Origin of the sequence: Yokenella regensburgei (genome assembly GCF_003634235.1) — a bacterium.
Lineage (GTDB): Bacteria > Pseudomonadota > Gammaproteobacteria > Enterobacterales > Enterobacteriaceae > Yokenella > Yokenella regensburgei.
In genome coordinates this window covers 399,322-413,031 of sequence record NZ_RBIZ01000006.1, presented here as the reverse complement: position 1 = coordinate 413,031, position 13,710 = coordinate 399,322, and the positions used below count along the sequence as shown (strand labels likewise).

Annotated in this window: 11 protein-coding genes; 4 read left to right on the top strand and 7 right to left on the bottom strand. The window is 54.1% G+C overall.

Annotation, left to right across the window (positions count from 1 at the left end; translation table 11 throughout):
- Positions 1–524 precede the first annotated feature (524 nt).
- Positions 525–1,223 (top strand): FadR/GntR family transcriptional regulator, encoded by a 699-nt coding sequence (locus C7387_RS19980; protein WP_006817906.1) that lies wholly within the window; start codon positions 525–527, stop codon positions 1,221–1,223.
- A gap of 17 nt (positions 1,224–1,240) precedes the next feature.
- Positions 1,241–2,638, top strand: a complete 1,398-nt coding sequence (gene mdtD, locus C7387_RS19975; protein ID WP_120817332.1) for a multidrug transporter subunit MdtD — start codon at positions 1,241–1,243, stop codon at positions 2,636–2,638.
- Here mdtD and rbsR read toward each other — a convergent pair.
- The 7 genes from rbsR to kup all read right to left on the bottom strand — a co-directional run bounded on the left by rbsR (position 2,635) and on the right by kup (position 10,542).
- Positions 2,635–3,627 (bottom strand): ribose operon transcriptional repressor RbsR, encoded by a 993-nt coding sequence (gene rbsR / locus C7387_RS19970; RefSeq protein WP_087943240.1) that lies wholly within the window; start codon positions 3,625–3,627, stop codon positions 2,635–2,637. The two genes, mdtD and rbsR, sit on opposite strands and share 4 nt — an antisense overlap.
- A 3-nt stretch (positions 3,628–3,630) precedes the next feature.
- Entirely contained in the window at positions 3,631–4,560 is a 930-nt protein-coding gene (gene rbsK / locus C7387_RS19965; protein WP_006817903.1) for a ribokinase, read from the bottom strand.
- 108 nt (positions 4,561–4,668) lie between these two features.
- Positions 4,669–5,559: a ribose ABC transporter substrate-binding protein RbsB gene (gene rbsB, locus C7387_RS19960; protein ID WP_038253477.1), complete on the bottom strand. Its 891-nt coding sequence runs from the start codon at positions 5,557–5,559 to the stop codon at positions 4,669–4,671.
- Positions 5,560–5,584: 25 nt separating this feature from the next.
- On the bottom strand, positions 5,585–6,550 hold the full coding sequence (rbsC, locus tag C7387_RS19955; protein WP_006817901.1) for a ribose ABC transporter permease: 966 nt from the start codon (positions 6,548–6,550) through the stop codon (positions 5,585–5,587).
- 5 nt (positions 6,551–6,555) lie between these two features.
- A complete protein-coding gene (gene rbsA / locus C7387_RS19950) occupies positions 6,556–8,061 on the bottom strand; it encodes a ribose ABC transporter ATP-binding protein RbsA (protein ID WP_006817900.1) in 1,506 nt (501 codons plus the stop codon).
- 7 nt (positions 8,062–8,068) lie between these two features.
- Entirely contained in the window at positions 8,069–8,488 is a 420-nt protein-coding gene (gene rbsD, locus C7387_RS19945) for a D-ribose pyranase (RefSeq protein WP_006817899.1), read from the bottom strand.
- A 182-nt stretch (positions 8,489–8,670) separates the two neighbouring features.
- Complete coding sequence (kup, locus tag C7387_RS19940; RefSeq protein ID WP_006817898.1) at positions 8,671–10,542, bottom strand: low affinity potassium transporter Kup; 1,872 nt, start codon at positions 10,540–10,542, stop codon at positions 8,671–8,673.
- A 222-nt stretch (positions 10,543–10,764) separates the two neighbouring features.
- On the opposite strand from kup, the gene ravA reads away from it, so the two are divergent.
- Both ravA and viaA read left to right on the top strand, forming a co-directional pair.
- Positions 10,765–12,264 (top strand): ATPase RavA, encoded by a 1,500-nt coding sequence (ravA, locus tag C7387_RS19935; protein ID WP_006817897.1) that lies wholly within the window; start codon positions 10,765–10,767, stop codon positions 12,262–12,264.
- Positions 12,258–13,709, top strand: a complete 1,452-nt coding sequence (viaA, locus tag C7387_RS19930; RefSeq protein WP_006817896.1) for an ATPase RavA stimulator ViaA — start codon at positions 12,258–12,260, stop codon at positions 13,707–13,709. Before ravA ends, viaA begins: the two co-directional genes overlap by 7 nt.
- The last annotated feature ends 1 nt before the right edge of the window (position 13,710 follow it).

Sequence of the window (13,710 nt, the reverse complement as noted above, 5' to 3'; positions counted from 1 at the left end):
TGCCGCCAGCGTTCAATCTGAGCCATGATCAAACTCTTCAATTTAAGTTTGATGCTCGTAGAATTAAACTTCGTAATGAATTACGTGTTCACTCTAGAGACTTGGTATTCATTTATCGTCCGAGGACGTTAAGAATCCATGTCACTTTGAGTGCCCACACAGATTGTCTGATAAATTGTTAAAGAGCAGTGCAACGCGGCTTTCGCTCACCGTTGCGAGGTCCCGTATAATACGTTTTCCTCATTCAGAGTCAAGCGTTTATTTTCACTTTTCTCTGTGGCGTTCATCTCTGAACCCCGCTAACCCGGCGGCTTGTAGGCCGTTGTTCCGTGTCAGTGGAGGCGCATTATAGGGAGTTATTTCGGTGTGACAAGAGGAAATTCAAAAAAACTTTTCGTTCGCCTTTTTTTTCACCAAATCGCGTCGTAAAGCACCATAAAATGCACTATCTGCTGTTTTAACCACCGAAGTTTCTCATCGAATGGCATACTAAACGGTGTAATAACCATAAAGGAACGGCATTTATGTCTCTAAGTGCACAGCAGTTGGCGGCTCAGAAGAACATCTCCTGGGTACTGGCAGAGAAACTGGCGCAGAAGATCCTCACTGGTGAATATGCCCCAGGCAGCATTCTTCCCGGTGAGATGGAGCTCGGTGAGCACTTTGGCGTAAGCCGAACCGCCGTTCGGGAAGCGGTAAAAACACTGACCGCCAAAGGCATGGTACTTCCCCGCCCGCGAATTGGCACAAGGGTGATGCCACAAAGCCACTGGAATTTCCTCGATAAAGAGCTGCTGTCCTGGTGGCTGACTGAAGATAACTTCGAAGCAGTGGTGAGCCATTTCCTCGTCATGCGCAGCAGTCTTGAACCACAAGCGTGTTTTCTCGCCGCGACGCAGGGAACGGCTGAACAAAAAGCAGAACTCAATGCATTAATGGAAGAGATGGTCCATCTGAAGGCACACTTCAATCGCGAACGCTGGATAGAAGTGGATATGGCCTGGCACGAACATATCTATGAAATGAGCGCCAATCCCTTTTTGACCTCCTTTGCTTCTCTCTTCCATTCGGTCTACCACACCTACTTTACCTCGATAACCCACAATGAAGTGGTGAAGCTGAGTCTTCATCAGTCTATTGTCGATGCTATCCAGGAAGGCGACGGGCTACGAGCACAACAAGCCTGCCAGACATTGTTAACGACACCGCATACCGGAGCCTGAATCCAAAGGGACACCGAATGACCGAGAAAAAAGCACGCAGTATGGCCGGGTTGCCGTGGATTGCGGCAATGGCTTTCTTTATGCAGGCACTGGATGCCACGATTCTGAATACCGCCCTTCCCGCGATAGCTCACAGTCTCAACCGCTCTCCGCTCGCCATGCAGTCAGCGATCATCAGCTATACCCTGACGGTGGCGATGCTCATTCCGGTAAGCGGCTGGCTGGCCGACCGTTTTGGTACCCGCCGGGTCTTTATGCTGGCGGTTAGCCTCTTTACGCTCGGTTCATTTGCTTGTGCGCTCTCAAGTACACTCACCGAACTGGTTATTTTCCGTGTGATTCAGGGCGTCGGTGGCGCAATGATGATGCCGGTGGCGAGACTAGCGCTATTGCGGGCTTATCCACGCAGCGAACTCCTCCCGGTGCTGAACTTCGTTACCATGCCTGGACTGGTCGGCCCCATTCTTGGCCCTGTACTCGGCGGGGTCCTGGTCACCTGGGCGACGTGGCACTGGATCTTCCTGATTAATATTCCGATTGGCGTGGCCGGGATTCTGTATGCCCGCAAATATATGCCGAACTTTACGACTCCCCGCCGCGGTTTTGATATGACCGGCTTTCTCCTGTTTGGGCTGAGCCTGGTTCTGTTTTCCAGCGGTATGGAGCTGTTCGGCGAGAAGATTGTTGCTGCATGGATTGCGCTGGCGATAGTGCTGCTGAGTGTTCTTCTACTACTGGCTTATATCCGCCACGCCCGTCGTCACCCGACGCCGCTTATCGCGCTGCCGATTTTCAAAACCCGCACCTTTTCCGTCGGGATCGCCGGGAATCTCGCTACTCGTCTGGGAACTGGCTGTATTCCGTTCCTGATGCCGCTGATGCTACAGGTTGGTTTTGGTTATCCGGCGCTGATTGCCGGATGCATGATGGCCCCTACCGCCGTCGGCTCGATTATCGCCAAATCAACGGTCACTCAGGTGCTGAGATGGTTCGGTTATCGCAAAGTTCTGGTGGGCATAACGGTATTTATCGGCCTGATGATCGCCCAGTTTTCACTGCAGACGCCAGACATGCCAATATGGATGATGCTTTTACCGCTCTTTGTGTTGGGGATGGCGATGTCAACGCAGTTTACGTCGATGAACACCATCACGCTTGCCGATCTGACCGATGACAACGCCAGTAGCGGTAACAGCCTGCTCGCAGTCACACAGCAGCTGTCGATAAGCCTTGGCGTTGCCATCAGTGCTGCGGTACTGCGTTTTTATGAAGGGTTTGACGGTAGCAGCACGGTGGAGCAGTTCCACTACACCTTTATTACCATGGGCGCTATCACCGTGGTTTCCGCACTGATGTTTATGCTGCTAAAACCGAAAGATGGCCGCAACCTGATTAAGGAGCGGCATAAGCGTTAAACGGAACCGCGAACCACCAGCTCTGGCGTCAGCTGTACACGCTGCTGTTTTTGCCCTGGCTGCGCCATTCGGTGGATAAGCACATCGATGGCCAGCTCACCTAACTCATCTTTCGGTTGATGGATAGTCGTCAGCGGCGGTGTCATGTAGCGTGCGAGTTCGATGTCATCATATCCGATAACCGCCACGTCCTGCGGGATCCGAAGCCCTGCCTGGTACAGCGCCTGATAAGCCCCAACCGCCATCGCATCGTTACCGGTGAATACCGCATCTGGCCGTTCCGGCAATGCCAGCAAACGCTGCATGGCTTCAAAACCACCGCCAAACTCGAAGTCGCTGGTGATTTCATATCCATCGGCAACCTTAAGCCCGGCGCGCTGCATTGCCACCCGGTAACCTTCCAGACGCAGGCGCGCCGGAGTTTTATCTAACGGTCCGGAAATACAGGCAATACGGGAGTGGCCTTTATCAATCAGGTACTGTGTCGCCATATCACCGCCGAGCAGCGAGTTGTCCTGAATCAGGTCGCTGTCGCCGTCGAAAGGCGCCCAGTCCATCATCACCGTCGGAACAGACGGATAGCGTTGCATAATCTCTGGCGAGGGTTGATGCGTTTCGGTGCAGAGCAGCAGTAAGCCATCCACCCGCTTTTGCATCAACGTTTCCAGGTTTCGGTTCATCCGCTGCTCGTCACCTTCGGTGTTGCACAGCACCAGGCTGTAGCCGCGCTCAAAGCAGCTACGCTCCACGCCGCGAACCAGCTCAGAATAGAAGGGATTGGTACTGGCTGTAATCAGCATGCCAATGGTGCGGGTCTGATTAAGCTTCAGGCTACGCGCCAGCGCAGAAGGCGCGTAGTTAAGGCTTTTAATAGCCGCTTCGACTTTCGCCGTAATCGCTTCACTCACGAAGCGATCTTTATTAATGACGTGCGAAACGGTTGAAGTGGAAACGCCCGCCACGCGGGCAACATCCTTCATAGTAGCCAAGCGTTACCCCTGTTGACGTAAAAACTCGTCGATCTCTTTGCGCCAGGGAACCGATGGCTGCGCACCTTTACGCGTCACGGCGATAGCCGCAGCCGCATGAGCGAAACGGATAGCCTCCGCCAGTGGTTTGTCTTCGAGCAACGCGGTGACCAGCGCACCGTTAAAGGTGTCGCCAGCGGCGATAGTATCAATGGCTTTCACTTTAAAACCAGGCACACGCTGGCCTTCGCCTTTTACGCTTGCCCACACGCCACGGCTACCGAGCGTGATGATGACGGTTTCAATGCCTTTATCATGCAACGCACCTGCGGCACGAGCGGCATCTTCATCATTCTCCACCCGAATACCGGTCAGCTTTTCGGCTTCCGTTTCGTTCGGAGTGATGATGTCCACCAGCGACAGCAGTTCATCAGAGAGCTCCCGCGCAGGTGCCGGGTTCAGCACGACAGAGGTGTTATGTTGATGGGCGATTTTGGCCGCTGCCAGAACGCTCTCAAGCGGTGATTCGAGCTGCATGAGCAGCGCCTCGGCCTCTGCGATACGTGAATTTTCAGCCTCAACGCGCGCGACAGACAGCGCGGCGTTAGCCCCGGCGTGAATACCGATGACATTCTCACCTTCTGCGTTGACGAAAATCAGCGCCACGCCGGTGGATTCTCCGCTAACCGCGCTGACAGGTGCGACATCAATGTTGTCGCTTGCCAGCTGCTGGCGAACGCGGGCACCGGTATCGTCATCGCCAGTACAGGCGATAAAAGCAATATGAGCTCCGCTACGACCCGCGGCCACCGCCTGATTAGCGCCCTTACCGCCAAACGCCACCTGATAGTGGTTGCCAGTAACGGTCTCACCCGGCGATGGGAAAGATTCAAGGTTAAGAATGTGATCGGCATTGATGCTGCCAAGGACGACGAGATTGCCTGCGGTTTTCATGTTGAATATGTCCGGTAAAGTGCGCCACCGGCGAAATCACCGATGGCGCGTGCCCTGCTTTTCTTTTTTACGTTGTCCCTCAGGCGCGAAGCCTGAATCGCTACTAGTTTATTGCTTAACTACCAGTTTCAGATCTACCGGATACTTAGCCTGAACTTTCTCGCCTTTCAGCACTTTATCCGCAACCTCAACGCCCTGGGCGCCGATCTGCTCCGGTAACTGTGCAATAGTCGCAGCCAGTTTGCCATCATTTACGGCTTTTTCGCCATCCGGTGTGCCGTCAAATCCAACCACCATCACATCAGATTTACCTGCAGTCTGCAGCGCGCGCAGTGCACCCAGCGCCATTTCATCGTTCTGAGCGAATACGGCCTGCACGTCCGGATGCGCGGTCAGCAGGTTCTGCATGACGTTCAGACCTTTAGTACGGTCGAAGTCTGCCGGCTGGCTTGCCAGGACATTGAATTTATGTGCTGCCACGGCCTGCTGGAAACCTTCTCCACGCTCACGCGCGGCAGACGTTCCTGCAATCCCCTGCAGTTCGATAACTTTTGCCTTTTCGCCCACTTTCTTCGCGATATAGTCACCGGCGATTTTACCGCCCAGCACGTTATCAGAAGCGATGTGGCTAACCACCTCACCTTTAGCAGCAACACGGTCAAGGGTAATAACCGGGATCTTAGCCTGGTTAGCCATCTTCACGGCGTTACCTACCGCATCAGAATCGGTCGGGTTGATCAGCAGAATTTTGGTACCACGAACGGTCAGGTCCTGCACGTTCGCCAGCTCTTTCGCCGGGTTATTCTGAGAATCCAGAATCACCAGGTTGTAACCCAGCTTGTCAGCTTCTTTCTGCGCACCATCTTTCAGGGACACAAAGAACGGGTTGTTCAGCGTGGAGACAACCAGCGCAATGGTGTCTTTCGCCATCGCGTTGGCACTAACGGTGGCGCTTAGTGCCACAGCTGAAACCAGGGTAGCGAGTTTTTTCATGTTCATATCTGAGATGTCCTGTAGTCGATTATTACTGTTTTTTGTTGTCTACCAGCACCGCCAGCAAAATCACCACCGCTTTGACGATCATCTGGTAATAGGAGGAAACACCTAACAAATTCAAACCATTATTAAGGAAACCAAGGATTAATGCGCCGATCAACGTCCCAACAATACGACCTTTACCACCAGCAAGGCTGGTGCCGCCAAGCACGACCGCCGCGATAGCGTCCAGCTCATAGCCGGTACCGGCCGTCGGTTGGGCGGAGGAGAGACGCGCCACTTCAATGATGCCCGCCAGCGACGCCAGCAGGCCACACAGTGAGTAGACGATAATCTTGATTTTATTCACGCTGATACCGGAGAGGCGCGTCGCCGCTTCGTTACCACCGAGCGCATAGATGTAGCGACCCAGACGAGTGTGATGCAGCATGTACCAGGCAGCAATAAACACGATAGCCATGATCCACACCGGTGTCGGCACACCCAGCGGACGACCAATACCGAACCAGCCGAAGACGTCAGCGTTATCCGTAAATCCGGTATTAATCGGGCTACCGTTGGTATATACCATGGTTACCCCGCGCAGCAGCAGCATCATCACAAGCGTAGCGATGAACGCCTGAACGCGGCCCTTCGCCACGATAACGCCAGTCACAGCACCAATCGCGGCGCCCAGTGCCAGCGCACCGGCAACGGCCACCAGCGCATTCACTTCAAGGCCCACGATGGAAGCCGCTACCGCGCCGGTCAGCGCCAGCAGGGAACCCACGGACAGGTCAATGCCGGAGGTTAAAATCACCAGCGTCATCCCAACCGCCATAATGGCGTTCACGGAGGTCTGCTGAAGAATGTTGAACAGGTTGTTAACGGTAAAAAAGTTGGGACTCATGGTCGAGACGATGGCGATAAGCACCAGCAGGGCAATCAGCGATTTTTGCTCTAACAGCCACGCTTTGGTGAAATAGCGGCGTCCGGAAACGGCCTGGGTAGTCATCTTTCTTACTCCTGGTTCACACGATTAAGCTTGCCAACTGCGGCAGCCATCAATACTTCCTGGGTGGCCTGCTCGCGCGTGAATTCGCCGCCGAGATGCCCTTCATGCATCACCATGATGCGATCGCTCATGCCCAGCACTTCCGGCATCTCTGAGGAGACAAGGATGATGCTCAGGCCATCGGCTTTGAACTGGTTAATCAGCTGATAAATCTCTTTTTTTGCCCCAACGTCTACCCCACGGGTGGGTTCGTCGAGAATAAGCACCTTCGGCCGGGTCATCAGGCCGCGGGCAATCGCCACTTTTTGCTGATTACCGCCGGAGAGCAAGCCGATAGCCTGCTCCATCGACGGAGTTTTGACGTTAAACAGGCGAATAAAATCACTTACTGCTTGCTGCTCGTCTTTATGTTTAAGACCACCACCGCTGCGGCTAAAGTAGCGCAGCGCGGTCAGAGACATGTTCTCTTTCACCGACATCCCGAGCACAAGGCCATCACGCTTACGGTCTTCGGAAATATAGACGATCCCGTTGGCCAGCCCATCCTGCGGAGAGCGGGTCACCACTTCATGACCATCGAGGGTAACGTAACCGCTGGTGCGCGGCAGCGCGCCATACAGCACTTTCATCAGCTCGGTACGCCCGGCCCCCATCAGGCCAGCTACGCCCAGGATTTCCCCTTTGCGTAGGGTAAAGCTGACATCCTTCACCCCCGGACCGCACAGATTATCGACCTTCAGGCGAGTTTCACCCGGCGCTTTATCCAGATGCGGGTACTGATCTTCAAGCTTACGGCCAACCATCATTTCGATGAGCTGATCTTCATTGAGGCTGTCAACGGTGCGCTCGGCAATAAACTGTCCATCGCGAAAAACCGTAACGTCGTCGCAGATTTCGAAGATCTCTTTCATGCGGTGAGAGATATAGACAATTCCACGTCCCTGCGATTTCAGTTCGCGGATAACGCGGAAGAGTGATTCGGTTTCGGTATCGGTCAGCGCATCGGTCGGTTCATCCATAATGATGACCTTCGACTCAAAGCTCAGCACTTTGGCGATTTCTACCATCTGCTGGTCGCCAATCGACAAATCCCCAACCATACGATCGCTTTTGAAGCGTAAATTCAGCTTCGCCAGCAGCTTATCCGCTTCGGCGTACATCGTTTTCCAGTCGATTTTGCCAAAGCGGTTAACGAATTCGCGGCCAAGGAAGATATTCTCGGCAATGGTCAGTTGGGGGATCAGGTTCAGCTCCTGGTGGATGATGCCGATACCCGCTTCCTGGGAGGATTTTGGTCCGTTAAAAGTGGTTTCTTTCCCAAGCCATAACAGTGAACCAGCATCACGCGAGTAGATACCGGTCAGTACTTTCATCATGGTGGATTTACCGGCACCGTTTTCTCCCACCAGCGCCATCACGCGGCCAGGATAAACGTTGAGTGAAGCGCCGGAGAGCGCCTTCACGCCGGGGAAGGATTTATCAATACCTTTGAGTTGCAGTAATGCGTCCATGATGGCCTCAGAAAGTGACGCCAGCACAGAGAATGATATTCGCATACGGGGAACACTCCCCGCTGCGAATTACCGCCTGACTGGATGCGGTTTTTTGTTTGAACTGCTCATGACTGGTGTAACGAATTTCAATCGTGTTTCCCTGGTGTTGCTGCAGCTGCTCGATGTGCTTGAGCAACGTTTCGTGGAGTTGCGGATTTTTGTGTTTAATCTCTTCCGCCAGAATGGCCGCTTCTACCTGCATTTCCGTCGTGACGACTTCCAGTACCTGCATAAACGAAGGTACGCCCTGGGTTAATGCCATATCGATGCGTTCAGCGCTGTGTGGGATCGGCAGACCCGCATCACACACCACCAACGTATCCGTATGCCCAAGACGGGAAATGACAGCGGAAATATCAGCGTTAAGAACCGTACCTTTCTTCATTATTTTGCTCCACTAGCGAAACGTTTCGCTATGGATAGTTTAGACGTAAGTATGTACAGAAAACCATCATGAAGTAGCAGATTTGTGATCGCGGTCGAAACGTTTCGCTAACGTAAACGGGAAGAGATAGAGGAAGGGGGAAGTGCCGGGCGAACAAAGCGTCACCCGGCATGAAAGCGTCGTTAGATCTCGACCTGAGTACCAAGCTCAATAACCCGGTTAGGCGGGATCTCAAACTGGTCCGGCGCACGCAGGGCGTTACGTTGCAGCAACAGATAAAGCTTACCGCGCAGACGCAGATACCATGGCCGTTTCTCGCCAATAATCAGCGATTCGTGCGACATAAAGAACGAGGTTTCCATCATTCGGCAACTTAATCCTTCCAGGCCACAGCGGTGGAATACTTCTTCCACGTTTGGTGTTTCACGCCAGCCGTAGCTTGCTACCACGCGCCAGAACGACGGCGAGAGCTGCTCAATCTGCACCCGGCGTACGTTATGTACATAAGGCGCATCTTCAGTACGCAGCGTCAGCAGAATCACCCGCTCGTGCAGCACTTTGTTGTGCTTGAGGTTATGCAGCATCGCAAACGGAATCACGTTCAGTGCGCGAGACATATACACGGCAGTACCCGGTACGCGAACCGGCGGCGATTTCTCCAGCGAGGCAATCATCGCCTCCAGAGAGTTGCCGTGCTCATGCATACGGCGCAGCAGACGGAAACGCTCGCTCTTCCAGGTGGTCATGACGATAAACATCACGATACCGAGGCTCAGCGGCAGCCAACCGCCGGAGAGCAGCTTATCCAGGTTCGCCGAGAACAGCGGAACGTCAACAAACAGGAACGCCACCAGGATCACAGCGACCAGATACTTGTTCCAGTGCCAGTTTTTGCGTGCGACGGTCACAGACAGGATAGAAGTCAGCACCATGGTGCCGGTTACCGCAATACCATAAGCCGCCGCCAGGTTACTGGAGTGTTCGAAGCTGACGATAACCAGTACTACCGCGAAGTAGAGCAGCCAGTTAATGAAAGGGATATAAATCTGCCCAGACTCCATTTCTGAAGTATGGATTATCCGCATTGGCGACAAATATCCGAGGCGTACCGCCTGGCGGGTCAGGGAGAAGACGCCGGAGATAACCGCCTGCGATGCAATCACCGTCGCCAGAGTGGCGAGAATAAGCATGGGGATCAACGCCCATTCAGGCGCCAGCAGGAAGAACGGGTTCTTAATGGCTTCCGGATTTTTCAGAAGCAGAGCCCCCTGGCCGAAATAGTTGAGCACCAGTGAAGGCAGCACCACACTGAACCACGCCACGCGAATCGGCAATTTACCGAAGTGACCCATGTCGGCATACAGTGCTTCAACCCCGGTAATCGACAGCACCACGGCACCCAGCGCCACGAACGACACGGTTTTATATTCGAGGAAGAAATGCACCGCCCAGTACGGGTTCAACGCCTGCAGTACTATCGGGTTATCAATAATGCTTCTGAGGCCCAATACCGCCAGCAGCACAAACCAGATAAGCATGATAGGTGCAAACAGTTTACCGACCATGCCGGTACCATGCTTTTGGATCATGAACAGCAGCGTGAGTACGATTATCGCGATGGGGACCACCCAGGAATCAAGCTGGGGAGCAATAATCTCCAGCCCTTCTATCGCTGACATAACCGAAATGGCCGGGGTAATAACCACCTCGCCATAGAAAAAGCTGCCGCCAATAAGGCCAAGGATCACCAGAACGGAGGTCATTTTGGCAGAAGTGTTGCGTCCGGCGAGGGACATCAGTGTCAGGATCCCCCCTTCACCGGCGTTGTCCGCCCGCATAACAAAGGTGATGTACTTGATGGAAACCGTAAAAATCAGCAACCATAAGATCAGTGACAGAAAGCCAAATACCGCATCCTGTTCAACGCCAAAACCAAACTGCCCTGACAGACATTCTCGAAGCGTATAAAGTGGGCTGGTACCAATGTCGCCGTATACCACGCCAATTGCCGCAAGCGTAACCGCGGGCAATGATTGTTTATTATCAGTGCTCATAGACTCGTCTTTCGTTTATAAAACAAATGAGTGCCTGATCCCTTGGCCCACAAAAGGCGCACAGTATGCATGATTTACTGCAAAATCGTACCCCTAACTGAATTCATGTTAACCTGGCTCAAAGAAAAAATCGGTGCTTTTGCCGCCAGGTTCCGCCCACATTCCTGAACGGCTATACTCGCTAAGTCAAGCCGGAACACGGAGAAAGGACGCAAATCAATTATGGCTCAATCACATTTATTGGCAGAAAGAATTTCCCGGCTAAGCGCGGCTCTGGAGAAAGGGCTGTATGAACGTAGCCACGCCATTAGGCTCTGCCTGCTGGCAGCACTCAGCGGCGAGAGCGTGTTCCTGCTTGGGCCGCCCGGTATCGCTAAAAGCCTGATTGCTCGTCGCCTGAAATTTGCTTTCCAGCATGCGCGCGCGTTTGAATATCTGATGACGCGTTTCTCCACCCCGGAAGAAGTGTTTGGCCCACTCTCGATTCAGGCGCTAAAAGATGAAGGGCGATATGAGCGACTGACCGCCGGATATCTTCCGGAAGCTGAAATCGTCTTTCTCGATGAGATCTGGAAAGCGGGCCCGGCCATCCTGAACACCCTGCTTACCGCCATCAACGAACGCAGCTTCCGCAACGGTGCCAACGAAGCCAAAATCCCAATGCGCCTGCTGGTAGCCGCATCGAACGAACTCCCGGAAGCCGACAGCAGCCTTGAAGCGCTGTACGACCGTATGCTTATTCGCCTGTGGATGGATAAAGTGCAGGAGAAGGGAAACTTCCGCTCCATGCTGGTCAGCCAGCAGGATGAAAACGAAAACCCGGTTCCTGCAAGCGTACAGGTTACGGATGAAGAGTTTGTGCAGTGGCAAAAGGATATCGGCAGCGTCAGGCTGACAGACAGCGTCTTCGAGCTCATCTACCAGCTTCGCCAACAGCTCGATACTTTGCCAAGCGCACCCTATGTGTCCGATCGGCGCTGGAAAAAGGCGATCCGTTTACTGCAGGCCAGCGCCTTCTTCAGCGGTCGTGACGCCATTGCACCTATCGATCTTATCCTGCTGAAAGACTGTCTGTGGCACAACGCCGAAAGCATGCATCTGATGCAACATCAGTTGGAGATATTGATGACCGGGCACGCCTGGCAGCAGCAGGCCATGCTGAACCGCCTGGGAGCAATTACCCAGCGACGTATCCAGCTTCAACAACAGCAAAGCGACAAAACTGCGCTGAAAGTGACCCGCGTCGGCGGCATGTTTAGCCGTAAACCTCATTACGAGCTACCGGCAGAGCTGCAAGATAACCTCCTCACTCTGCTGCTCCAGCAGCCGTTGAAGCTTCACGATATCAACGTCGTTCACATCACCTTTGATCGCCCGGCGCTCGAGCTGTGGCTGGAAAAGGGAGGTGAAATTCGCGGCAAGCTCAACGGTATTGGCTTTGCGCAGGTGGTGAATCTGGAAGTCGACGCCAGCCAGCATCTGGTTGTACGCGACGTGAGTCTGCAGGGATCGCGGTTGACCCTGCCCGGCATTGCCGCCCAGGAGAACATGCCGGAAGAGATAAAACAGCAACTGGACGCGCTCGATGAAGAGTGGCACCAGCAGCACAACCGCTTCAGTGAACAGCAAAAATGCCTGTTTGTGCATAGCGACTGGCTAGGTCGCATTGAGTCCAGTCTGCAGGATGTTGGCGCGCAGATTAAACAGGCCCGTCAATGCTGACGCTGGATACACTGAACGTCATGCTCTCCGTCAGCGAGGAGGGCCTCATTGAAGAGATGCTCCTCGCGTTGTTAGCCTCACCACAGCTGGCACTGTTCTTTGAGAAATTTCCCCGCCTGAAGCACGCCATCACCGAAGATATCCCGCGCTGGCGGGAGTCGTTGAAAAACCGCCTCAAAGAGGTCGATGTTCCGCCGGAGCTGGCGGATGAGGTGATGTGCTACCAGCAGTGTCAGAAGCTTTCGACAACGCAGTTTATCGTTCAGCTACCACAAACCCTGACGCTGCTGCATAAGCTGCAGTCGCCCTTCGCCGCGCAGGCGCAACAGCTGGTGGACGGCAATGCCACCTTTACCCCGGCGCTACACACGCTCTTTTTACAGCGCTGGCGGCTAAGTCTGGTGGTGCAAACTACCACCCTCAATCAGCAACTGCTTGAAGAGGAGCGGGAACAACTGCTGAGTGAAGTTCAGGAACGAATGACCTTAAGCGGGCAGTTGGATCCGGTGCTTGTCGAGAATGAAAACGCTGCCGGTCGCCTGTGGGATATGAGCGCAGGCCAGCTCAAGCGCGGCGATTATCAGCTTATCGTTAAATATGGTGAGTTTCTGACCCAGCAGCCGGAGCTTTTGCAGCTTGCAGAACAGCTCGGGCGCTCGCGGGAAGCGAAATCCGTGCCGAAGAAAGACTCACCGATGGAAACCTTCCGCACCCTGGTGCGTGAACCTGCAACCGTACCGGAACAGGTTGATGGCCTCCAGCAGAGCGACGATATTCTGCGCCTGCTGCCACCGGAGCTGGCGACGCTTGGGATAACCGAGCTGGAATACGAGTTTTATCGCCGGCTGGTGGAGAAACAGCTGCTGACGTATCGTCTGCACGGCGACGCCTGGCGCGAGAAGGTGAGTGAGCGTCCGGTAGTCCATCAGGATGTTGAGCAGCAGCCGCGTGGACCATTCATCGTCTGCGTGGATACCTCGGGCTCCATGGGCGGATTCAATGAACAGTGTGCGAAAGCCTTTTGCCTGGCGCTGATGCGCGTCGCGCTGGCTGATAACCGCCGCTGTTTCATTATGCTGTTCTCCAGCGAAGTGGTGCGTTACGAGCTGACCGGGCGCCAGGGGATCGAGCAGGCGATCCGTTTTCTAAGCCAGCGCTTTCGCGGCGGCACCGATATTGCCAGCTGCTTTCGCGCCATTATAGAAAGAATGCAGGAAGCGGCATGGGCGGACGCCGATGCGGTCGTGATTTCTGACTTTATTGCCCAGCGACTGCCGGACGATGTGGTGGAGAAAGTGAAGGAGTTACAGCATCGTCACCAGCACCGTTTTCACGCGGTGGCAATGTCCGTTCATGGCAAACCCGGCATCATGCGCATCTTCGATCATATCTGGCGCTTTGATACCGGGCTGCGGAGCCGCCTGCTGCGTCGCTGGCGGCGTTAAG

Bases quoted from the DNA above. Each gene is read 5' to 3' on its own strand.
- rbsK (WP_006817903.1), bottom strand. From the start codon at position 4,560: ATGAAAACCGCAGGCAATCTCGTCGTCCTTGGCAGCATCAATGCCGAT.
- rbsC (WP_006817901.1), bottom strand. From the start codon at position 6,550: ATGACTACCCAGGCCGTTTCCGGACGCCGCTATTTCACCAAAGCGTGG.
- rbsD (WP_006817899.1), bottom strand. From the start codon at position 8,488: ATGAAGAAAGGTACGGTTCTTAACGCTGATATTTCCGCTGTCATTTCC.
- rbsA (WP_006817900.1), bottom strand. From the start codon at position 8,061: ATGGACGCATTACTGCAACTCAAAGGTATTGATAAATCCTTCCCCGGC.
- ravA (WP_006817897.1), top strand. From the start codon at position 10,765: ATGGCTCAATCACATTTATTGGCAGAAAGAATTTCCCGGCTAAGCGCG.
- rbsB (WP_038253477.1), bottom strand. From the start codon at position 5,559: ATGAACATGAAAAAACTCGCTACCCTGGTTTCAGCTGTGGCACTAAGC.
- mdtD (WP_120817332.1), top strand. From the start codon at position 1,241: ATGACCGAGAAAAAAGCACGCAGTATGGCCGGGTTGCCGTGGATTGCG.
- kup (WP_006817898.1), bottom strand. From the start codon at position 10,542: ATGAGCACTGATAATAAACAATCATTGCCCGCGGTTACGCTTGCGGCA.
- C7387_RS19980 (WP_006817906.1), top strand. From the start codon at position 525: ATGTCTCTAAGTGCACAGCAGTTGGCGGCTCAGAAGAACATCTCCTGG.
- viaA (WP_006817896.1), top strand. From the start codon at position 12,258: ATGCTGACGCTGGATACACTGAACGTCATGCTCTCCGTCAGCGAGGAG.